Source organism: Grylomicrobium aquisgranense (assembly GCF_033971865.1).
GTDB lineage: Bacteria > Bacillota_I > Bacilli_A > Erysipelotrichales > Erysipelotrichaceae > Bulleidia > Bulleidia massiliensis.
Genome location: NZ_JALBUR010000030.1, coordinates 1 through 21,178 on the forward strand (window position 1 = coordinate 1; position 21,178 = coordinate 21,178).

Sequence of the window (21,178 nt, forward strand, 5' to 3'; positions counted from 1 at the left end):
AATTGATTAACAATTTACAGAATTAGACATTTGAAATGAATGGGCTTGGCGTATTGGCCCTTTTCTTTCGGCTGAAATTGGCCGTTTTCTCCCGGCGCAAAATGGCCCATTCCGCCCGGCTCTAACACAGGATATGCATTCCAGTTTTCATCCACGAATGCACTATTTCCTCTTTTCAGAGCTTCCGGCTGTAAAGGCAGGGCAATCAGATTTCCCAATCCTCCATGATGCAGGTGATTTTGTGTTGGCATCATACGGTCATAATAAGAAAAAGACTTCAGATTAACAGATTCTGCTCCTTTCTTTAATAACGAATCGCCAAAATTTCTTGCCAATGAAGCTGGGACAGGCTTTTCAAAGAACACCCAGATATGAGCACCTTTTCCAGATCTTGATCGTTCTACTAAAGGGTCGATGTTATTAATTGTGCAAATGCGCCGCATTGCATCAACTTCCTGTTTCCACTCATCATCATGATTAGCAAAGTCAGTTTGAGCAGAGCCATTGGAATGATTATCAAAGTCAAAAACAAGGAAACGGCAAGTATCATTTGCATACATGGGATAAATTCCAACTGTCATTTTTCCTAGTAAATGCTTCATTATTACATCTGAATTTACTGGTTTCCAAGAACACATATAACAATTCAGACAGACATATCCTGATCGCTTATCATTCTCACGATTTTCCTTCTTTAGACATCCATCTCTCCAGAAATTATTACATTGTGGATAATATCCCACTTTAGCAGTCTTGCTGACAACACGAAGACTATACACATCCATTCTGCCCCAGAAATAGGAAAAGTAATGATTTGCAATATCTGCATTGACGCGAATGGGCAAAATTCGCATACCTTGATTAGGGTCAATAACCCTAGCTTGCTTTTCTTCCGGGATAATATTGTGATCTAGCAATTCCTTCTTCAATGCGGCATTTTCCGACTTCAGAAAGGCAATTTCCTGCAAAAGCTCTTCTATTCTTTTCTCTATATCCATATTATCCTCTCTCGTGCTGATCAGATAACGAATAGCAATATCAATCTGACATTTTATTTCAGCAAATCTGCCAAAGTAATTTCACCGTTTTGAACGTTTGAAACACGGGCATATTCCTTAATTGCATCCACGAGCTTGTGAGTATCTGAAAAATAATCTTCTACAAATTCTCGTGTCTTCACATTTTTATGCATTTTCAAATTCTGTTTGCAAAATACGCTCGGTTTCAAGCCAGATTTCTTATACTCTGTATACTGATCCTCGCTGAAAATTATCAGCATCTCAATTTCAGGTGCAGTGACAACATTGATCACCTCCACTTTTGATTGATATGCTTTGCTTAGCCTGAACCTTTCATTTCTGGAATCAAGAATACGAAGGACTGTGATTTTCTGCTGAAATCCCCGCCTCAGATATCGTCTTTCAAATGAATCTGCCTCTCTTATTCTCAACGGTTTTTCTTCGAGAAGATCATTACGTTGAAATTTGAGTAAATCCGCATCAAGTAAAAGATTCATGATCGTTTCTTCTGTACTTCCTTCACAAAGACAGGCGATATATCGGTGGAATTTCATTCAAGCCTCCTTTTTAACAGCAGCCTGAATTTTCTTCTTCAGTTCCAGATAAGATTCATACATTGGTACCGTCCCTTCCATATAGCCGCTCTGATATGCTTCACTCTTCTTTATGTCGTTTCGATGGAGAATGTCAGAAAGATTTTCAGCGGTTATTCCGTTTTGATTACGTATGATGTATATACTGTCATTTCTATCAAATTCATCCAGAAGTTCCGGATAATGTGTCGAAAAGATCAGACTTGCACCATGTGGATTTATCTCCGGGTCCATAAAAAAGCGAACCAATGTTGCAACAATCTCATGGTTAAAGTGATCTTCAATCTCATCAACCAAAACATAGCCGCCATATTGAAGTACAGAAATTACATTATTAAATGTTCTGATTCCCTTGATCGTACCAGATGATAAATATCTATTCAGGTCTTCAATATCATTCAAAAGAATCTCTTCTTTTTCTTTGAAATGAAGATGTACCCGATCCCCACCTTCAACATGTTCAATCCTGATAGATTCTATGCTTGGATCCAGATAATGAATAATCTCATCTGATACATTATCAATAGCCCCTAATTCATTGACATCTGTCATTTGTAATAGGCTTGTCATGAAAATATGATCATGATATTTCCTGTTCATTGATATCACAATACTGACATCATCTGACAGAAATTCTTCATTATCTTTCCTGTTGATCACATTTCTGCATCCTGAAAAATCTGCAATATCCTTTTTTCTTTTGACATTTTTGGCCGGCTTAACGTATAGCTGTTCGTCCACAATACAATATTGTCTCTGGGATTTCAAAAAAGAATCATCCGGAGAAATAACAGTATTTAACAGACAAATCTGTTCTTGATTATTGATAAACACGATTTTGAAATCAGATTTCTTTGTTCCGTCAAGAATAGTTCTTGATTCCACATGATTCAGAGAATCGTTATTTAGTATATGCAGCACAAAATCTATCACACGCAATACCGTCGTTTTTCCAGATGCGTTAATGCCAATGATTCCAATTGCGTTATTCAAGTATACATTTGGAAGAATCTGGTAAAGATTGGATAAGGCATCTTTCTGTACTCTTTGTGATGCATAGAAGCGAAGATGAAGATCTTCTTTAAACAGTGGAAGCCCCGATGCTTGAATAGAAATCAGTTTCATATATGCACGTCCTCTATATTTAAAACACAGTTTCTTGTGGATACATGTATTATTACATGCAAATATTGCAAAAATCAATCATTAAAAACGTATATTACGTTTTTAATGTAATTCTACGAAAAAGCAGTATGCACTCTGCATACTGCGCAATAAAAGTATTAAATCCTTGATTTACAGCTTCTCGAATACTGGCAGATAGTCAATTGGTGCATCCACAACGACATACTGTCCGCCATCGAAGATCGTTCCTGTTCTCTGCTCTTTCCACTTCGCATTCTGTGGCAGATAGACAGACCTGCTGTACTGATTCAGATGCAGAATCGGTGCCGCAAGGAGTTTATCTCCAAACATATACTGATCCTGCAGATTCCAGCATTGCGGATCATCTGGGAATTCATAGAACATGGCCCGCATCAGAGGCGAACCATTTTCTGATGCCTCTTTGAACAAGGAAGAAAGATATTGATGCATACCAATGCGGATATCGTAATACTTCTTCATGATCCTGAAAACGTCTTCGCCATAGCTCCACATCTCATTTGGCTGGCCGGTATGCAGATATCCGCCGCCAAAATCACGGTCATCCAGCTTTGGAATGTTGTAAGGTCCACGATCTCCATGCAGGCGAAATATCGGTGTATATACCGCAAATTCATACCAGCGCACAAGCAGCTGGCGGAAATTGGGATCATTGACATCATCGCTCATGAAGCCGCCGATATCTGTGTTCCACCATGGAATGCCAGCCATCCCCATGTTCAGCCCTGCCTGTACCTGATCATACAGGGATTCAAAGGTGCTTGGCACATCCCCGGACCACAGGACATTGCTGTACTTCTGGCTGCCTGCCCATCCTGAACGCAGCAGATTGGCGAATGGCTTTCTGCTTAGTTTCTTCATGTTGTCATCGAATGTACGGCTGTACATCTGCGGATAGAGGTTGCTGCAGGAAAGCGCCGGTCCTTTGCAATAGCGGTAATGATCAAAGTCATACACACCATAGTCCGGTTCAGAATTGTCCAGCCAGAAGGCATCAATGCCAAGATCATAGTAATTCTGTTTGCATACATTCCAGACATATTCTCGTGTTCTGGGATTGAAGGCGTCAATCTCCACACAGTCACCCTGATAGTCATATGTCTGCAGGGCGCCTCTTTCTGTACGGATCAAAAGACCCTTTTCCAGCATATCCTGGAAGTGGATGCTGCGACGGTCAACCGACGGCCATACCGACACGACAACTTTGATGCCATAGGAATGCAGTTCATCTACCATAGCTTTCGGATCCGGCCAGTATTTAGGATCAAACTGCCAGTCACCCTGCACGGTCCAATGGAAAAAGTCGATGACAATCAGGTCAATCTTAATGTGTTCCCTGACATAGCGTCTTGCCACATCCAGGACTTCCTGCTGGGTACGGTAACGCAGCTTGCACTGCCACAGGCCCATTTCATCTTCCGGGAACTGCGGTGCTCTGCCGGTAACAGCCGTATACTGCTGCAGAATCTGCTTCGGTGTATCACCCGCCGTGATCCAGTAGTCCATCTGTTTTGTTGAACGTGCTGTCCATACTGTCTCATTCTTACCGAAAGTGACATCACCGACGGCAGGATTGTTCCACAGCATGCCATAGCCAAGACTTGAGACAAGGAATGGCACACTTACCTGTGAATTGCGCTGAGCAAGTTCCAGCGTGCAGCCCTTGAGGTCCATATACTTCTGCTGGTACTGGCCCATGCCAAAGATCTTCTCACCATCATTGCTTTCAAAACGCACGCTCAGCTGATATTCACTGCCGCCAATGACGCCCTTCCACTCTCTGCTGATGAACTTCAGGCAGCGGCTTTCTTTACTCAGCGTGCCATCATAATTACGGAAATACTCCCGCAGAATCATCTTGTCATCACGATAGAATGTAATAACACCGGCAAAGTTGACCACTGCCTTGAGATGGCCGTTGGTAATGGACGCAATGGGCACAGTATCCCATGAGCCATTCCCCACCCAGTGCTTTTCTTCGGCAATTTCGACATCTGCACGAGAGATTTTAATCGGCTCACTCAGCGCCCAGTTTTCATCATACATTTCAGGATCCATCACTGCCCGGACCCGCAGGGAATTCTCTCCCCAGGCTTCAATACGCAGTGTTTCACCATTGTGCTTTGCAATCAATGTATTGTTTTTCTTGAGAAACTGCATGACATATTCCTCCTGATGCCATTGTACCGCGGCCGTTACTGTCTCTCACTTACCGCTTTTTGTACTTTCCTCATGCGGAATCCACGACAGCACCCGCTGTTTCATACCGGCAATATCCAGCACGCCATATGCAAACCCTTTGCGCACAAGCTCATCCGGCACATAGGCATCATACTTTTCAAAGACAGGCACTTCCTTGGGATACAGAAGTTCCATCGGATCAAATGCTTTCTGGGCTTCCTCAGATGTAATTTGAAAGAATTCTTCCGCATCCACCTGCATCGTAAATTCCAGATAATACGGTCTGGCCGGACTCATGCCTTTCAAGCCAAGCCGCTTGCCGCAGCGGATCTTCAGGAAACGTTCCAATGCCAGAAAGGCATATGTCCCAAGCCACGGGAACAATACCCACATATTGCCGCCAAGAGATATCAGCGGATGATCTTTCATATCAGCTTTCTGGAATGTTTCTCTGGCCTGCATCAGTCTGGCACAGGCATGCGGCATCAGATACGGATACAGCTTGTCTTCATTCAAAACGCCATACATTCTTTCCAGAATGCGGGTATGAATATCACCCGGCACATCACCAAAGTAGGCAGGCACCGTACCTTTGACAAGCGTGCAGTACACTTCACGGCGCTTGTGATCCACCTCATCCACTGCCCAGACACGTCCGGCAATGGCAATCTTGTCACCCACTGGCGGCGGTTTGACAATTGTACCAAGCTCCTGGGAACCGGCATGCACGGTATATTCCACATTCTCCTGGAAGACCGCAAAGAACTTGTAGTTATTGACGTTTTTCTCACCATGAATGCCGACAATCAGGCCGCCGTTCTCTGTTTTGGATATCTGGTCTGTCTTGATCAGATGGCGCAGCAGGACACGGTAATCATCTGTTGAGATACGATGAAAAGCTGTCAAGGGAAGCACGCGGGAGGCCAGCTCACCAGGTGTCATTTCACCAAGGGATGCCAGGGTGCTCATGGTCTGATGATACAGCAGCGAAAAGGGAAGCCTCTCGGTTCTGGGCGGTTCCACAAAGCGTTCTTCCAGATACAGCTGCACAAGGGCAATGCCCTGCAGCAGATACCATGGAATCTGCTCTGGCAGAAGTGATCTTGCCTCAGGATGATCTTCACGCATGACAAACCACATCTCAGCAGGCTGTCCCCTTCTGCCGGTTCTGCCCATTCTCTGCAGAAAACCGGATACTGTAAACGGTGCATCAATCTGAAAGGCTCTTTCCAGTTTGCCAATATCAATGCCCAGTTCCAGGGTTGCCGTAGCACATACACTCTTCAGCGATTCATCATCCTTCATCTCTTCTTCGGCACTTTCCCGATAGGAAGATGACAGATTGCCATGATGGATCAGAAAGCGGTCTGGTTCATGATTGACCTCACAATACTGCCGCAGGGTCTGACAGACCAGTTCACACTCTTCCCTGGAATTGGTGAAGATCAGACACTTCCTGCCTTTGGTATGTTCAAAGATGTAGGCACAGCCAGGATCAGCAGCCTCCGGTGCTTTGTCGGTTGGCTCCTCATTGACTGGGGCAGGCATGGTGATCTCTTCGCCTGCATCGGCCTGGGGATCACTGTTGAAGAAGTGCTCCATGGACAGCCGCCACACTTCTTTACCGCCGTCAAAATGCGGAATGATGGTATCCCTGCCGCTGCCGGCAGACAGAAAGCGGGCAGCCTCCTCAGGCTGGCCGATCGTAGCAGAAAGACCGATTCTTCTAGGGGAACAGCCGGCGGTTTTGCACAGACGCTCAATCAGACAGAACGTCTGCATGCCACGGTCACCGCGCAGCAGAGAATGAATCTCATCAATGACAATAAAACGCAGATCAAAGAACAGGCTGGGAATCTCCATGTGCTTTCTCATCAGCAAAGCTTCCAGAGATTCCGGTGTAATCTGCAGAACACCGCGCGGCTTCTTCAGCAGTTTCCGCTTTTCAGACTGAGAGGCATCCCCATGCCACTTGGTGATGGGAATGTCCGTGCCCTGGCAGAGATCTTTTAAACGCAGATACTGATCATTGATCAGTGCTTTTAACGGTGCAATATAGAGGATGCCAACAGAGCGGGAAGGATTTTCCTGCAGCAGTGTAAGCATGGGAAAGAAGGCAGCTTCGGTCTTGCCGGATGCCGTGGATGCACAAAGCAGTACATTCTTGTCCGTATTGAAGATGGCATCACCGGCCGCATTCTGCACTGCTCTGAGATTCTGCCAGCCATAACGGTAAATATAATCCTGGATAAACGGTGCATAGCGGCTGAATACATCTGACATGGCGCTACCTCCTTTCTGCTGCATCCATCATTGATTGCTATATTGTAAATTCGGCGTACTTCTCATCTGTCTGATCACTGACGGCATCCGATTTGTTATACGTAAACTGATCTGACTGCATCAGTTCCTGCAGATTCATATCCGGATTCTGATACAAAAGATCCAGCAGTTCAATGAAGTCACGGATCACCTCACGCGGTGTGATATTCTGATCTGCACCAATACGGGCATATTCCATCTGGATAAAGGATGCCAGATCCTGATCAACAAGCTTTCTCGTATAACCATAGAGATCCGCATGCATATCGGCCAGTTTCTCACACAGCACAAGCATTTCATCTGCAGTCAAAGGATCCAGACGAATCACCGGTGCCAGAAGATCCCGTGCACCAGGACGGGAGAACTTACCCTCAGCCAGACGGGAGCGCAGTGCTTCATAGCTGTAAATACCGCGGTGTCTGTCCTCCAGCGCCTGCGGCGTCGCCCCCATCAGGATGCCAAGATACTTTGCCTTTCCCTGTAAGGCATCGTTGTACATCATCAACATTTTCTCATAGTTGTACTGCCGGGTAATGGCATTGGGAATCTTGGCAATATTCACAAGTTCATCAATCATGATCATCATGCCGGTATAGCCTGCCAGACGGAAAAACATGGCAAACAGCTTGAGATAGTCATACCAGTTATCATCTGAAATGATGATATTGACGCCAAGCCCATTCTTTGCCTCAGTCTTTGTGGCATATTCTCCACGGAACCACTTGACAACCTTTGCCTTGGCTTCATCGTCCCCGTCAAGATAGGCATGGTAGTACATGCTTAACAGATGGGCGAATTCAAAGCCATGGACAAGCTCACTGACGGAAGATGTCACGGCATAGATTTCCTGATCGACAAGCTTGCCTAAAGCAGGATCACCTGCAGACAGGCCGCTCTTTGCCATAGCTGAAGCCTGCACCTGGGAAATCCAGCGGTCCAGCACCAGTGTCAATGCACCGCCTTCCGGTTTTGTCTTAGTGGAAAGATTGCCAATCAGCTCGCGGTATGTTGCCAGTCCCTGTCCTTTGGTACCCATCAATCTGCGCTCCGGAGAGAGATCTGCATCCACGACAATGAAGCCTTTGTCCATGACGTAGTTGCGGATTGTCTGCATCAGAAAACTCTTGCCGGCACCATATTTACCGACAATAAAGCGGAAAGAAGCTCCACCCTCAGAAATCAGATCCACATCATGCAGCAATGCCGCAATCTCATTCTTTCTGCCAACCGCAATATAGGGAAGCCCGATACGTGGCACAACGCCGCCCTTCAGGGAATTCAGCACCGTCTGGGCAATTCTTCTTGGCACCTTTCTTCTGATCTCACTCATCCATCTCACTCCCCTTTCAGAATCGAAACAATATCATCCCTGTAATCTTCCTGCAAAGACAGCTTACCGTCAATGCAGGTAACCACAGCATCCCCAATCTGCTCAAACAGTGCTTCATTGATCTCATCCGCAATCACTTCCGGCATGCCATGCATGGACGCAATCAGATTTTCCACTGATTTTTCAGCCACCAGCAAAGACAGTATCTTTACCTGCTGTGCATTCAACAGTGGATTTTCCAATTCTGGTTCTGTATCAGATTGTTCTAATTCTATTTCTTTCTTTTCCTGTGTCTCCTGGATCACTGAAGCTGTATCATCCATTCTTTCCTCATCTGTCATCAGGCTTTCCTGCGTAATCAAAGCATCTTTGCGGATCTCATCCAGAGAATCAAAGTTGATCGTAACCGCAGCCCGCTGTACCTTGATTTTCTCCTGCTGGTCCTGGGCAATCACCGCCTCGATATATAGCTCTGCCCAGTCACATTCCTTTCTTTCCTTCAAAGAAGCCGAAAGATGCAGATAGGATCGAATTTCCCGGTCACAGGCACGCACAAAACTGGCAAGCAGCTTCCGGTTAAATGATGCCGGCATATATTTTTCCCTGACCCAATTGCCGTTTTGACAGATCAGGCTTTCATACGCGTCAAGCGGATAAACGACATCTTCCTTGCTGTCATTGCGGCGATCATAGATGGCACCAGTCATCGGAAACCAGCTGACCCGCTGTTTCTGACCAAAAACAGTTTCCATCAGATTTTTGCCATCTTTACCACGATACATCTTTAAGGCAATCTTCCACATCCTGGCAAGAAGGGCATGTGCTTCTTGCCGTCTGCTCTGATACACAGCCGCATCAAACCCGCGATAGTGCGCATCATACAGCAGTGCAGCAGCAATCTGTTCCTCATTGTAATCATCCGGATTCTGCAGAATCGTAAATGCCTGTCCCTGCTGGATCCGGGCAGGATCCAAACAGCTCTGTACCGTTGAAAGCGGCATCCGCTTCACAGCCGCAAAACCCAGCAGCCACTGACTGACAAGCTGTTTCATCCTGGCATCGCCATAGACATTGACAATGTTTTCCTGGAATGCCTGCAGACAGACAATACTGTCTTCAGGTGAAGAAGTGCCGATCTGATTGAGCAGCTCATACACATACAGATATGCAAAGACGGCATTTGTTTTCCGGTATTCACCTTTGCGTACCTGTGTGCGCCAGGTGAAATACCCCCGCAGCTGCGCTGGTGTCAGATCATGATAAGTTGGATTATATATTTTGATTTCACCATCCCATGGCACATCATCCTCATAGTCTGCCATCATTTTCCCCTGCCTGAGGAAACTGCGGCATTTCCAGGAAAAAGAGCCATCTCCATACTGATAGCTCTGCATCATGGCAAGAATTCTTGCCGGCACTTTTTCATAAGAAACGCCATTGGCAAAAGGAATGGCAGATGCCTGAAATTCCTTTTGAACGGGATGTTCGTCCAGCACAATCGTATAGCCGCGTGTTTTCAGAGATTTCATTGCCTGGTCAAATAGTGAGAAAACATATCCGGCATCCGTATCTGCGTCAAAGCGGATGCCTATCCAGCTATCCTGTTTCATACGATAGGGAGGTCCCGCATAGGAAACATGCTGACCAGTCAGGAATGACACTGGACAGCGGATATCCCCATACTCCAGGACTTCACCGGTTTCCCGGTCTGTTTCACGCAGCAAAAGACTGACACACTTGCGTTCCCGGGGATCCACCAGAAGAAACGTGGATTTTCCAACGGAATAATAGAGACAATGATATTTCTTCTTGGCATATGCTGTCAGATCCTTTATTTCCATGTCTTAAACCTCACTTCACGATGATAGAAAATCCGGCAGCTCAAATGGCACTGCCGGACAAAAATGCACACGGAAGTGTACCAGATCACTGGCCGTTATCTCACCCTTTCTGCATGGGTTCCCCGTTTCCTGTCCTCTTTTTACAATCTGTCAAGCCCAAAAAATATCACACAGCGCCTCATCCAGATCATCGCCTGTCCAGACATCATGATGGACAAGATACTTCACGAGGCATTCTCTTGTCTTTGCTGTTGACAGAAATTCTACAATCTCCATCGTATAGTGTCTGGAAAAACCTCTCTCCAGCCTCTTCATCATCAGCCTGTGACGCACCCTTTGTTCTTTGATCTGCTTTTTTCCTGCTTTGTTCTGCCTTTCATTTCTTGTATCCCGGAAATCATCACTCTGTCCTGGAAATATCTGAAGAATGATGAAGATAGCATCCTTCTTCATGAGAGAAAATCACGCCAACTGCCTGCAGATAGGCATAAATGATGGTTGTGCCAACAAACTTCATGCCTCGTTTTTTTAGGTCCTTTGCGATGGCATCTGACAGGGAAGAATCTGTACGTCCGGTTTCATAGATTACCCTGTAGTCTGTCCACTTCCAGAGATAGCAGTCAAAGCTGCCATATTCCTGCTGGATCTGACGGAAGATCCTGGCATTGACAACAGCAGCACTGATCTTGCGGCGATTGCGGATGATGCCGGCATCCTGCTGCAGCAAAGCAGTCTTTTCCGGCCCGTAATCACAGATCTTATCCAGATCAAAATCATCAAAAGCCTTCCGGAAGGCTTCCCGCCTGTTCAATATGCACTCCCAGGAAAGACCTGCCTGAAAGCACTCCAGTATCAGCATCTCCAGCAGTCTGTGATCGTCATGAACCGGAACACCCCACTCTTCATCATGATAGCGGATGTACAGCTCATTATGCGGATTTGCCCAGTGACATCTCTGTTTGCCATCTGCCCATTCCATGATTCATCCTTTCCGGTATTTTCTTTTCATTGCTGCAATGTCTGCCTGTCTGATGCATGAAAAGCCGGAAGATCCACTCCTTCCAGCTGCAGCAGTGCGATCTTGCGTTCTGTGCCGCCGGCATAGCCCCCCAGGCTGCCATCTTTGCAGACAACACGGTGGCAGGGAATGATAATCGAAAGAGGATTATGCCCGACAGCACCACCGATGGCCTGGCTGCTCATACTGCTTATGCCCATCTCTTCTGCCACTTTTTTTCCCAGTTCACCATATGTGACAACCTGGCCATAGGGAATCCTGCTTAGAAGCTTCCAGACTGTATGGCGAAACGGGGTTCCGATGGGAGCCAGAGGAAATTCAAAAATATCCGGCCGCTGTCCCTGGAAGTAACGATCCAGCCAGTCCACTGCCATTTTGAACACAGGCAGATCATCCTTTTCTTCCCATTGTGAACCAATGGCGCCGCCAAAGTATTTCTGTCCTTCAAACCAGGCACCAGCCAGATTCCTGCCATCACTGGCAAGCGTAACAATACCAAGTGGTGATACATAATCCGTTGAATAATACACAGTATCTCCTTCTGCCTTCAGGCACCCAGGAGAAAAGCGGACAGCATATCCAGATGCCGTCCGACTTTTCTTTTCTCATAATTTACTCAGACATTGATCTCGGCCACTTCGCCAAGCAGATCCCTGTTCGCATCCAGCATCGGCTGAATCACTGTATCCAGATACTTCTCCACCTGGTGCGGTGCACAGCCGACATACAGCTTCGGATCCAGCTTTGACTGCAGTTCTTCCAGCGTCACATGGAACATCGGATCATTGGCAATCAGTTCCAGCAGATTGTTGTCCAGACCGTCTTCCTTGACACGGCGGCCTGCCTGCATGGACAGCTCACGAATGCGCTCATGGAGCTCCTGACGATTGCCGCCATACTTCTCCACCTCATCCATCATGATATTCTCGGTTGCCATAAATGGCAGCTCATCTTTCAGATGACGCTCAATCATCTTCGGATACACCTTCATGCCATCAGTCACATTCAGGCAGAGATCCAGCACACCATCGATGGCAAGGAAGCCTTCCGGAATGGACAGACGCTTGTTGGCAGAATCATCCAATGTACGCTCAAACCACTGCACACCACTTGTAATGGCAGGATTCAAAGCATCCACCATGACATAGCGGGACAAAGAGCAGATCCGCTCAGAACGCATCGGATTGCGCTTGTAAGCCATGGCAGAAGAACCAATCTGTGTCTTTTCAAACGGCTCCTCCACTTCCTTCATATGCTGCAGAAGACGGATATCCGTTGCCATCTTCATGGCCGAGGCCGCAATGCCAGCCAGCACATTGGCAACCTGCGTGTCTACTTTGCGGGAATAGGTCTGACCACTGACCGGAACGCACGCCTCAAAGCCCATTTTCTTTGCAATCATCGGATCCAGAGCATCCACCTTTTCAAGATCTCCCTGGAACAGTTCCAGGAAAGATGCCTGGGTGCCGGTTGTTCCCTTGGAGCCAAGCAGCTTGAGATTCTTCAGTTCATGCTCAACTTCTTCCAGATCCAGCATGAATTCATTGATCCAAAGTGTCGCCCGCTTGCCAACTGTTGTCGGCTGGGCCGGCTGATAATGCGTAAAAGCAAGCGTAGGCTGGTCTTTCTGCTCACGGGCAAACTTTGCCAGAGCTGCAATCACATTGATCAGCTTCCTGCGTACCAGTGTCAGTGCTTCCTTCATCAGAATAATATCGGTATTGTCGCCGACATAGCAGCTTGTGGCACCAAGATGAATGATGCCCTTTGCCTTAGGGCACTGTACGCCATAGGCATACACATGACTCATAACATCATGGCGGACAACCTTCTCTCTTGCCCTTGCCACATCATAGTTGATGTCATCCTGATGTGCCTTCATCTCTGCAATCATGTCATCCGTGATGCGGTCAATGCCAAGTTCCTTCTCCGTCTGGGCAAGTGCAATCCAGAGTCTTCTCCATGTACGGAATTTGTGGTCCTCAGAGAAGATGAACTGCATTTCCTTGCTTGCATAGCGCTCTGAGAGCGGACTGATATAGCGGTCTGTATTTGTCATGTATCCCTCCTGCACGAAATCGCTGTGATACTGCCTGATGTATTACTAAAACCGAGGCAAGTATAGCATAAAGAGAACTACTGTAGATAAGATGACAGGAAATGATAGAGGATCTCATCTGTATGTTCATCGATTTTCAGATCCTCTGCAAGTTCTCCTGCCGGCTCCTGTAGAGAACATTCACCGCAGATATCAACGCCAATGACACGATGATGATGGAATGTTTCTTTTACAATCCGGCCAAGCATCTCTAAATTCATGCTGCCCTGGTCCCAGTTGGTTCTTGCACAGGAGTGGTCCAGCACATCTTTATCAATCGAGATATACGCAGGAAGATCATTCCGGATCAAGCCAAAAGCCTGTCCGGCATCCTCGCTCTCCAGTTTCTGCATACTGATGCACAGTACTTTCTTTTTCATTTCCTCTGGCAGATGTGTAATCTGAGCAGAAGACGGTCCAATCAGCACAAGCTGCTTTAACATAGATCTTCGCCGCAGCATCTCCCCTGCCCAGCTGCCGCAGCTGACAAGATCATGAATCATCGGCCGCTGCATATCTGTATGATGATCAAACAAAAACAGTACATACGGCGTTTTGATCCGTTCTGTAATAATACCCGTTACATAGTGGTAATTCCCATTGTCCAGGAAATGAATGCCATGAATTCCATAAGGACGGATTCTTTCACGGATCTTTTCAGCAGCCTGCGGGGTCACATAGAGATCCGTCCCCTGAATATCACTGCAGTCAATGCGGTGAAGACGAAGAACCTTCTTTTCAATATCATCTGGATACACATGCGAAAAATCCAGAATATAGTTTTCTCTTTTTTCTGTTTTCTGCATACGGTTAGAGGATACCGCAGTCTGCAGGATCTGCCAGTGCAAACACTATTTGAGAATGCGGTCAGTTCTGGCCGGAAAAAGCCACCAGCCTGTTTTTCTCCATCTGTTCTCTCCACCTTATGCACGAAGCATCCTTCCAACATGGGAATGTCTGCCCTTTGTGCCATTCACTAGATCAAAAGCGGACAACTGCGATCATTCGCATCGTTATCCTTCTTTCAAATCATCCTTTCAGCGCTGTACGACGCAGAACGGATTTCCATCCGGATCATTCAGCACCACATAGTCTGCGCCGTCCTCATAGTTCCATTTCTTTCTCGTCGCTCCAAGAGAAAGCAGACGTTCCACTTCTTCCTTCTGATGATCGGTAAACAGATCCATATGATGTCTCTGTGCCTTATCCGACGTAATCAGTTTCAAAGACAGCTGAATGCCATTGCCAGACTTAGGTATCAGAACTGCCCAATCAACTTCGGCTGGATATTTCAGGTGATAATCCAAAGCCGCAGACCAGAAAGCCACTGCCCGATTGATATCTTTGACACCCCATACAATTGATCCGATTTCAAGCATGCATGCCTCCTGCAGATTTCAATCACCTTGTGCAACAGAAGAATCATCAGTCAATTGGGTCAAAATACGAGCTGTCCTTATGACATACCGGGCATTCTGCCGGTGGATTCACATCTTCACATACATAACCGCACACCCTGCACTTCCATGTTCTGATCAGGTCAAAGTATGAACTGTCCTTGTGGCATACCGGACATTCTGCCGGCGGGTTTTCTCCTTCATAGATGTATCCGCAGATGCGGCATTTCCATTTCCGTGTCTTACTGCCAGGTTCTGTGATTTCTTCATAATCGCTGGCTGTTTCTGTCTCTTTGCTTGCATCTCCAATATAGGCCGCAATCCCTGATTTCGCTTCTTTTCCATTTGTTTCAAACGTCTGCAGTGTCTGATACTTTCCAGCATCTTCACCAAGCAGTGAACTCCTGTCGATATAAGATGTATGCAGCATCTTTTCTGCCAGTGGTGACAGCGGCTTGCCATAGAATTCTGCATAGAGCTGTTTCAGTTCAGGATTTTCATGGCTCTTGCGGATCTTCATTGATGCATCTCTTTGATAAAGGCTTGCAATGCGGTTTTCCAGCATCTTTTCACGCTCATCTATGGAAGCCTTGGGCTGACCGCCGCCGCCAATACAGCCGCCCGGGCAGGTCATTACTTCCACAAAGTCATACTGTTTTCCGGTTTCTTTTGCCATCGCCAGAAACCTGCGGACATTGGATGTGCCATAGATGACAGCCAGGTTCAGATGAAGATCGCCAACTTGTAACGATGCTTCGCGAATCTCCTGCATGCCGCGCACTGGTTCCAGCGTATACAGCTGATCTGGTGCAGGTTTGTGCGTTACATATTCATATGCTGTACGGACTGCAGCCTCCATCACACCACCTGTATTGCCAAAGATCACTCCGGCCCCGGATGCCTCACCCATCAGCTTGTCAAACTTTGCATCTTCCAGCGAACCAAAATCAATATGGTTCTCTTTAGCCCAGTCAGCAAGTTCTCTTGTTGTAATGACGTGGTCCATGTCGCGCAGATCCGGCATATCAAGATATTTTGCGGACGCATTCATTTCCTCACGGCGGATTTCAAACTTCTTGGCTGTACATGGAGTCAAAGCAACATTGACAATACGGCTTGGATCAAGGCCCATCTTCTTTGCAAAATATGTTTTAACCGTCGGACCCTGCATACCGATCGGGCTCTTGGCGGATGAAATATTCGGCAGCAATTCCGGATAATAAATCTCGGCAAACTTCACCCAGGCAGGACAGCAGGATGTAAACTGTGGTAAAGGTCCAGTATGTTTTGTCAGACGTTCCACCAGTTCGCTGGCTTCTTCAACAATCGTCATATCTGCAGCAAAGTTGGTATCCAGCACATAGTCAGCACCCATTTTCCGCAGCAGAGCAACCATCTTGCCTTCGACAAAGCTTCCTCTTGGCATGCCAAAAGCTTCACCTAAGGAAACACGCACAGAAGGAGATGTACTGACAATCACGATCTTTTCAGGATCCGCAGCAGCCGCAAGCACCGCATCCATTTCCGGTGTTTCTGTAATGGAGCCAACCGGGCATACATTGGCACACTGCCCGCAATGAATGCACACAGCTGTATCATTGGTTTTAGCAAGATCATAATAGCCAAGTACACTTACATAATCACGGCAGATATCCCTGCACTGACCGCATTTGATACACAGATTCTCAATTCTGCGGATGGAAGGGTTGTCACCCTCAATCGGTACACGGATCGCTTCTGAAAGATGTTTACTCATGATCTATCTCCTTTTAAATGATATTCATTTCGAAGCATATACTGGATTCTCTTGTCTGTTAGCCTAAAATGTACTGCAGTTCAATTGCTGATGTCAGTACTATTCAAACATCATTATCATTGAATCATCGGCCACAATTGTCAATACGTTTTATGATCACGAAGAAAACTCTGTTGCTCTTTCACGCAATGTCTGAAATATTATCAATTATGTCACTATGTTACATGGAATCATAATACCTTCAGATGCTGATTTTAAAGTGATATCGCTGCGTAATCCAGGCTGTTCCTCAAAAGAATCGATATTGGCGAATAAGGCTTTGCACATTTGATAGACTGCCGCATCAGACACCTCCTGAAAGACAAGCAGCACTGCCTTTACACCAAGCGTCTGCACTTCCGGTATTCCTTCATAAGTACCCGCAGGCACTGTCGTCTGTACATAGCCATCAAAAGTATTGCAGATCCGGTCCATTTCGTCCTGTGACAAAGACAGCAGACGGATATTTGCTGCACTGCCAGCTGTTTCCTTTACCTGAAGCTCATATCCCTGCTTTTCCTCATGCAGTGCCTCACTCAGCGTCGTCCCAAATGCACATAATACAGGCCGTCAGAATCTGCCGTTCCAAAGCGGATTGTCTGCTTTGTCATGCATCCCGTGAGCGAGGAAGCAACAAGTACTGGTACAACCTTTCGTTTCATGTTCATTTCTACCCATCTGCTCTGCGCTGCGTTTCGTTTCACGATGAATATATTAGAAATAATAGATTTTTATGCTTTGCCTTTTTCCGGGAAAATCCACCAGCAGGATACAAGAGCGACGACAATATATGCCGCAATCGGGAAATATCCGCCAAACAATGCTGCCAGCGAATAAGTGATGATACTGATAATGTTTCGGGGACTTAATCGAAACTGCTTTGCGGTTCCGTTTTCACATGCAATAAGATACACCATCAGATGAAACAGAAGACAGGCAAAAAGCATATCTGTGAAATACAGACACACAGGCGCAAATGAAGTGGGATGATTGTCAATCCACGCCGTTGTAAACGGAATAAATGACATCACAAACAGCCATGCAATATTGCACCACAGGATCGGATAATTGACCCGTTTTGCCTGATTGATGAGAATCTGGTGGTTTACCCAGTAAATGGCGACAAAGAAGAAACTGAGCATATAGGCAAGCAAGACAGGCCAAAGGGCCAGAAAGTCGCCCCAGCCGTCACTGACAGGCTGTTTCAGTTCCAATACCATGATGGTGATGATGATCGCCAGAACACCATCACTGAATGCTTCTAATCGATTCTTTTCCATAATGTTCTGAGATTATTACTGATTTTTGCATTTTGCAACCAGATTAAGATCATTTGTGCTTTCTCTATAGCGATTACTGCAATATTCTCAAGCAGCTTTTTACCAAGCAGCAGCGATGATCAGAATCAGATGGGAATCACCAAACAGGGAAACGCCTTTTTGAGAAAACTCTTTGTCGAATGTGCACAATCCTTCTTCCGGGCTGTTAGAGCCGGGCGGAATGGGCCATTTTGCGCCGGGAGAAAACGGCCAATTTCAGCCGAACGAAAAGGGCAAATACGCCAAGCCCATTCATTTCAAATGTCTAATTCTGTAAATTGTTAATCAATTTGCTTCGATCGCAATGGTGTTATATTTGATTACTATCTTATGCCACTTACGTCCCAAGTGCGTAATTTCATGTTGAGCCGCAGGGCTCAACGGGTTATATTTTAATTACAATCTTAAGACGATTACGGCCTAAGTGCGCAATATCAGGAGGTGTCAATGATACAACGTGATCTTTATCTTCACCAGCTTGTTTCCTATATGTGGGATGGTCAGATCAAAGTTATTACCGGAATCCGGCGGTGCGGAAAGTCCGTTCTTTTATTCGAACTGTTTCGTGACTATCTGCTGTCACAGGGGACAAGCGCCGAGAACATCATTACAATCGAACTTGATAAACGCAAAGATGTAAAATTCCGCAGCCCGATTGCTCTCAGCAGTATGGTCGAGGCAAAAATACAAAACAGTGCACAACAGTACTATCTCTTTATCGGTCAACTACCCACGGCCTAAAGGCAAGTGGGCTTGCAGCTGGCTCCTCCAGTACTAGCGTAGCCAGATAACCGGCTCTCCTGGATTCAGATAGCAGGGGATACACCCTCTGTGCCGCTGCATCACCGGGTGGCTGACTGCACCCGTTTGATAGCGTTCCGGTATACCGAAACCTTAGCTTATTTCTGCTGCCTCACTTGGCTCTTTCAGAGCAAAGTGAGGTTTTTCTTCGCCTGTCACCCAAAGCGTGCCAAGCAGGTAAATATTCATGGCGCCCACTCTGTCGTCATTAGAAGAGAATCCGCACTTTCTGCATGTGTAAACATGCTTGTCGTGATCTCTGCTCTCTTTGACGATAGCCCCACAATGCGGGCATCTCTGTGATGTATAGTGCGGATCAACCTTCAGCACACGTCCACCCGTTTCCTTTGCTTTATAGGACAGCTTTGTTTCCAGATCGTAAAACGACCAGTTGCGCAAGTCGTGCGTCTGCTTTCTGCCATGCTGATTCTCTTCTTCAAAAGATACACCTGTCAGGTCTTCCAGCACATAAAGCGTATTTGGTCCATACTTCCGAACGAGTGTCTTACTGATGCAGTGATTTACGTCACTCATCCAACGGTTCTCTCGTCCAGAAATACGCTTCAGTGCTCTTTTGGCTGACTTTGTGCCTTTCGATTGCAGTTCTGCACGCACGGCATCAAACTTGTTGCGCTTTTCGATAATCTTCTTTCCGCTGAAGAAAGCAGTATTCTGCTTGTCATCATAAGTTGCAGCCAAAAAGCGCAGTCCTCTGTCAATTCCTACTACATGTTCTATATCCTCCCTTTGTGTTTCTTGTACTTCCCTGGTGGCAGAGATATGGAAATACCATCTGCCTTTCATGCAAACAAGCTTACCTGTTCCAAACTGCCAGCCGCCATTGAGAAACTTCTGCTCAAAATAATCTGAATGTGCAAACGGCAGTCTGACACGCCCTGCAAGTGTATTTAAAGAAAGAAGAAGTTCTCCTGTTTCTTTATCTTCTACAAAGCTGAAATCACGGCTCCGTACCAGATCAGCCTGCGGCCTCCGGAATGCAATTGGTTTCTGCAGCCAGGTGATATCTCTTCTGAAGGTGTAATACTTTCCATCACACTTGAACTTGTGCGGCTGATTCTTCATTTGAGTATCAACCGTCTGGTAGCGTGCTGTTACCGTTCTGATAGCAGATTGTGACATTTGTGACTTCAGCCCAAACTTAGAGCGGATATCACTGTACAGTGCAGTGCTCAATCTGACGGAGTTTGTGCAGAAGTCATGGCTGAAAACATAGTCTGACACGAAGTTGCAGGCTTTCATGTACCAATAACTAAGCTCGCTGAAAGCAAGCTCCTGATCAGCAGTTGGATACAGTCTAAGTTTTATCGTTTCAGCCAATTGCATGTGTGACGCCGCCTCAATACAATTATTATAAATGGAATAAACTATTGAACTCAATTGACGGCAGATATTATTGTCATAATCGCCGCAAGTATATGCTGAAAGTGCATCTTGTGCTTGTCACCAAGTATAGAAGGAAGCTTCTGCAGGACAGAATCGCAAGTGATATCAAGCAATGGATTGTGTTGCTGGCAAAAGAAAAGACGTGGAACATTGCGGCTATTGAAACCGCCAAAGATCACGTCCATATTCTGCTGGACTACGACACGACAGAGTGCGTCTGCGGCATTGTCAAAAGTATCAAGCAGATGACAACTTATAAGGTATGGCAGAAATACAGCAGTGTGCTATGCAAAACGTATTATAAGAAGCAGGTCTTCTGATCAGATGGTTATTTTGCCTGCAGCATCGGAGAAGTCTCTGACTCTACGATCCAGCATTATATAGAGAACCAGGAATAGTGATATATCGGTGGCTCCTCCCACCACCTAAAGGTAGTGGGTTTCCGCCACTAATAATTTTTATGAATCAGACAGATTGTTTGGTAAGTGTTGTTGCCAAATCATAATGACTGGAATTGTCAATTCCGCCCGACTCTAGCACCATTGCCTCATTCAATTCTCCAGTTGTCTTTTTAAACTCATTCCATTCATCTTCCCGCTGCATAGTGTCACCCCATCTGTTATCTTTTTATGGGTATCATGCCATAAATGACATGATAAATTTTATACGCTGATGATGCTTAACTTTTGCGAAATTGTAAGTCCTGAAACATCTTACTGAATGTATGATTCAAAAAAAGGTAGTGGTTGCACTGAACCGCTACCTTTTCCATAGTGTGTCGGGCATGGCACACATCTAGCCTGCAATAGAGGCAGGCCGCGGGTATTTGTCGCCAAGCGAAGTGAACTACCAGCCGAGGGTGAATAACCCAGAGCGAAAGCAGTAGCTAGCATATT

Annotated in this window: 19 protein-coding genes and 1 pseudogene; 2 read left to right on the plus strand and 18 right to left on the minus strand. The window is 46.1% G+C overall.

The features are described 5' to 3' along the window. Nucleotides 1–14: 14 nt before the first annotated feature. From MOZ60_RS09340 to MOZ60_RS09415, 16 genes are all read right to left on the minus strand, one after another. Complete coding sequence (locus MOZ60_RS09340; RefSeq protein WP_370596460.1) at nucleotides 15–998, minus strand: TOTE conflict system archaeo-eukaryotic primase domain-containing protein; 984 nt, start codon at nucleotides 996–998, stop codon at nucleotides 15–17. A 53-nt stretch (nucleotides 999–1,051) separates the two neighbouring features. Next, nucleotides 1,052–1,573 carry a hypothetical protein gene (locus tag MOZ60_RS09345; RefSeq protein ID WP_370596461.1) on the minus strand — a complete coding sequence of 174 codons (522 nt, stop codon included), beginning with the start codon at nucleotides 1,571–1,573 and terminating at the stop codon, nucleotides 1,052–1,054. Beyond that, the gene (locus tag MOZ60_RS09350) at nucleotides 1,574–2,737 is read right to left on the minus strand and encodes an AAA family ATPase (protein ID WP_370596462.1); all 1,164 of its coding nucleotides are present in this window, start codon (nucleotides 2,735–2,737) and stop codon (nucleotides 1,574–1,576) included. It lies immediately after the preceding gene. A gap of 171 nt (nucleotides 2,738–2,908) precedes the next feature. Next, on the minus strand, nucleotides 2,909–4,936 hold the full coding sequence (locus tag MOZ60_RS09355; RefSeq protein WP_370596463.1) for a glycoside hydrolase family 31 protein: 2,028 nt from the start codon (nucleotides 4,934–4,936) through the stop codon (nucleotides 2,909–2,911). A 45-nt stretch (nucleotides 4,937–4,981) separates the two neighbouring features. After that, nucleotides 4,982–7,240, minus strand: coding sequence for a DEAD/DEAH box helicase (locus MOZ60_RS09360; protein WP_370596464.1), 2,259 nt, complete (start codon nucleotides 7,238–7,240; stop codon nucleotides 4,982–4,984). A 37-nt stretch (nucleotides 7,241–7,277) separates the two neighbouring features. Beyond that, nucleotides 7,278–8,609 (minus strand): ATP-binding protein, encoded by a 1,332-nt coding sequence (locus tag MOZ60_RS09365; protein ID WP_370596465.1) that lies wholly within the window; start codon nucleotides 8,607–8,609, stop codon nucleotides 7,278–7,280. A 5-nt stretch (nucleotides 8,610–8,614) separates the two neighbouring features. Next, nucleotides 8,615–10,450: a TerB N-terminal domain-containing protein gene (locus MOZ60_RS09370; protein ID WP_370596466.1), complete on the minus strand. Its 1,836-nt coding sequence runs from the start codon at nucleotides 10,448–10,450 to the stop codon at nucleotides 8,615–8,617. Between the two features lie 150 nt (nucleotides 10,451–10,600). Further along, nucleotides 10,601–10,768, minus strand: a complete 168-nt coding sequence (locus tag MOZ60_RS09375) for a hypothetical protein (RefSeq protein ID WP_370596467.1) — start codon at nucleotides 10,766–10,768, stop codon at nucleotides 10,601–10,603. An 82-nt stretch (nucleotides 10,769–10,850) separates the two neighbouring features. Further along, nucleotides 10,851–11,429 (minus strand): DNA-3-methyladenine glycosylase I, encoded by a 579-nt coding sequence (locus MOZ60_RS09380; protein ID WP_370596468.1) that lies wholly within the window; start codon nucleotides 11,427–11,429, stop codon nucleotides 10,851–10,853. A gap of 26 nt (nucleotides 11,430–11,455) precedes the next feature. Continuing rightward, on the minus strand, nucleotides 11,456–11,998 hold the full coding sequence (locus tag MOZ60_RS09385) for a methylated-DNA--[protein]-cysteine S-methyltransferase (protein WP_370596469.1): 543 nt from the start codon (nucleotides 11,996–11,998) through the stop codon (nucleotides 11,456–11,458). Between the two features lie 86 nt (nucleotides 11,999–12,084). After that, nucleotides 12,085–13,527: an adenylosuccinate lyase gene (purB, locus tag MOZ60_RS09390; RefSeq protein WP_277009539.1), complete on the minus strand. Its 1,443-nt coding sequence runs from the start codon at nucleotides 13,525–13,527 to the stop codon at nucleotides 12,085–12,087. Between the two features lie 77 nt (nucleotides 13,528–13,604). Further along, nucleotides 13,605–14,372 carry an arginase family protein gene (locus MOZ60_RS09395; RefSeq protein WP_370596470.1) on the minus strand — a complete coding sequence of 256 codons (768 nt, stop codon included), beginning with the start codon at nucleotides 14,370–14,372 and terminating at the stop codon, nucleotides 13,605–13,607. Nucleotides 14,373–14,603: 231 nt separating this feature from the next. Next, nucleotides 14,604–14,945 (minus strand): VOC family protein, encoded by a 342-nt coding sequence (locus MOZ60_RS09400; RefSeq protein WP_277652470.1) that lies wholly within the window; start codon nucleotides 14,943–14,945, stop codon nucleotides 14,604–14,606. Between the two features lie 46 nt (nucleotides 14,946–14,991). Beyond that, nucleotides 14,992–16,719, minus strand: coding sequence for a [FeFe] hydrogenase, group A (locus MOZ60_RS09405; protein ID WP_370596471.1), 1,728 nt, complete (start codon nucleotides 16,717–16,719; stop codon nucleotides 14,992–14,994). A 207-nt stretch (nucleotides 16,720–16,926) separates the two neighbouring features. Further along, nucleotides 16,927–17,208, minus strand: a complete 282-nt coding sequence (locus MOZ60_RS09410) for a TAXI family TRAP transporter solute-binding subunit (RefSeq protein WP_371832652.1) — start codon at nucleotides 17,206–17,208, stop codon at nucleotides 16,927–16,929. 281 nt (nucleotides 17,209–17,489) lie between these two features. Further along, nucleotides 17,490–18,038 carry a TMEM175 family protein gene (locus tag MOZ60_RS09415; protein ID WP_277009549.1) on the minus strand — a complete coding sequence of 183 codons (549 nt, stop codon included), beginning with the start codon at nucleotides 18,036–18,038 and terminating at the stop codon, nucleotides 17,490–17,492. Between the two features lie 486 nt (nucleotides 18,039–18,524). Between MOZ60_RS09415 and MOZ60_RS09420 the strand changes: the two genes are divergently transcribed. Beyond that, the gene (locus tag MOZ60_RS09420; RefSeq protein ID WP_370596472.1) at nucleotides 18,525–18,818 is read left to right on the plus strand and encodes an AAA family ATPase; all 294 of its coding nucleotides are present in this window, start codon (nucleotides 18,525–18,527) and stop codon (nucleotides 18,816–18,818) included. A gap of 153 nt (nucleotides 18,819–18,971) precedes the next feature. Here MOZ60_RS09420 and MOZ60_RS09425 read toward each other — a convergent pair whose 3' ends face one another. Next, complete coding sequence (locus tag MOZ60_RS09425) at nucleotides 18,972–20,222, minus strand: RNA-guided endonuclease TnpB family protein (protein WP_370596473.1); 1,251 nt, start codon at nucleotides 20,220–20,222, stop codon at nucleotides 18,972–18,974. Between the two features lie 44 nt (nucleotides 20,223–20,266). Here MOZ60_RS09425 and tnpA point away from each other — a divergent pair. After that, nucleotides 20,267–20,680, plus strand: a pseudogene (gene tnpA, locus MOZ60_RS09430) (IS200/IS605 family transposase). A 67-nt stretch (nucleotides 20,681–20,747) separates the two neighbouring features. Here tnpA and MOZ60_RS09435 read toward each other — a convergent pair. Beyond that, nucleotides 20,748–20,885, minus strand: a complete 138-nt coding sequence (locus tag MOZ60_RS09435) for a hypothetical protein (protein ID WP_370596475.1) — start codon at nucleotides 20,883–20,885, stop codon at nucleotides 20,748–20,750. Nucleotides 20,886–21,178: the final 293 nt, after the last annotated feature.

Excerpts from the sequence above, each read along its gene's own strand:
- MOZ60_RS09340 (WP_370596460.1), bottom strand. The coding sequence starts at position 998 with ATGGATATAGAGAAAAGAATAGAAGAGCTTTTGCAGGAAATTGCCTTT.
- MOZ60_RS09355 (WP_370596463.1), bottom strand. The coding sequence starts at position 4,936 with ATGCAGTTTCTCAAGAAAAACAATACATTGATTGCAAAGCACAATGGT.
- MOZ60_RS09405 (WP_370596471.1), bottom strand. The coding sequence starts at position 16,719 with ATGAGTAAACATCTTTCAGAAGCGATCCGTGTACCGATTGAGGGTGAC.
- MOZ60_RS09420 (WP_370596472.1), top strand. The coding sequence starts at position 18,525 with ATGATACAACGTGATCTTTATCTTCACCAGCTTGTTTCCTATATGTGG.
- MOZ60_RS09360 (WP_370596464.1), bottom strand. The coding sequence starts at position 7,240 with ATGTCAGATGTATTCAGCCGCTATGCACCGTTTATCCAGGATTATATT.
- MOZ60_RS09395 (WP_370596470.1), bottom strand. The coding sequence starts at position 14,372 with ATGCAGAAAACAGAAAAAAGAGAAAACTATATTCTGGATTTTTCGCAT.
- MOZ60_RS09380 (WP_370596468.1), bottom strand. The coding sequence starts at position 11,429 with ATGGAATGGGCAGATGGCAAACAGAGATGTCACTGGGCAAATCCGCAT.
- MOZ60_RS09350 (WP_370596462.1), bottom strand. The coding sequence starts at position 2,737 with ATGAAACTGATTTCTATTCAAGCATCGGGGCTTCCACTGTTTAAAGAA.
- MOZ60_RS09400 (WP_277652470.1), bottom strand. The coding sequence starts at position 14,945 with ATGCTTGAAATCGGATCAATTGTATGGGGTGTCAAAGATATCAATCGG.
- MOZ60_RS09370 (WP_370596466.1), bottom strand. The coding sequence starts at position 10,450 with ATGGAAATAAAGGATCTGACAGCATATGCCAAGAAGAAATATCATTGT.
- MOZ60_RS09375 (WP_370596467.1), bottom strand. The coding sequence starts at position 10,768 with ATGATGAAGAGGCTGGAGAGAGGTTTTTCCAGACACTATACGATGGAG.
- MOZ60_RS09415 (WP_277009549.1), bottom strand. The coding sequence starts at position 18,038 with ATGGAAAAGAATCGATTAGAAGCATTCAGTGATGGTGTTCTGGCGATC.
- MOZ60_RS09345 (WP_370596461.1), bottom strand. The coding sequence starts at position 1,573 with ATGAAATTCCACCGATATATCGCCTGTCTTTGTGAAGGAAGTACAGAA.
- purB (WP_277009539.1), bottom strand. The coding sequence starts at position 13,527 with ATGACAAATACAGACCGCTATATCAGTCCGCTCTCAGAGCGCTATGCA.
- MOZ60_RS09435 (WP_370596475.1), bottom strand. The coding sequence starts at position 20,885 with ATGCAGCGGGAAGATGAATGGAATGAGTTTAAAAAGACAACTGGAGAA.
- MOZ60_RS09425 (WP_370596473.1), bottom strand. The coding sequence starts at position 20,222 with ATGCAATTGGCTGAAACGATAAAACTTAGACTGTATCCAACTGCTGAT.
- MOZ60_RS09365 (WP_370596465.1), bottom strand. The coding sequence starts at position 8,609 with ATGAGTGAGATCAGAAGAAAGGTGCCAAGAAGAATTGCCCAGACGGTG.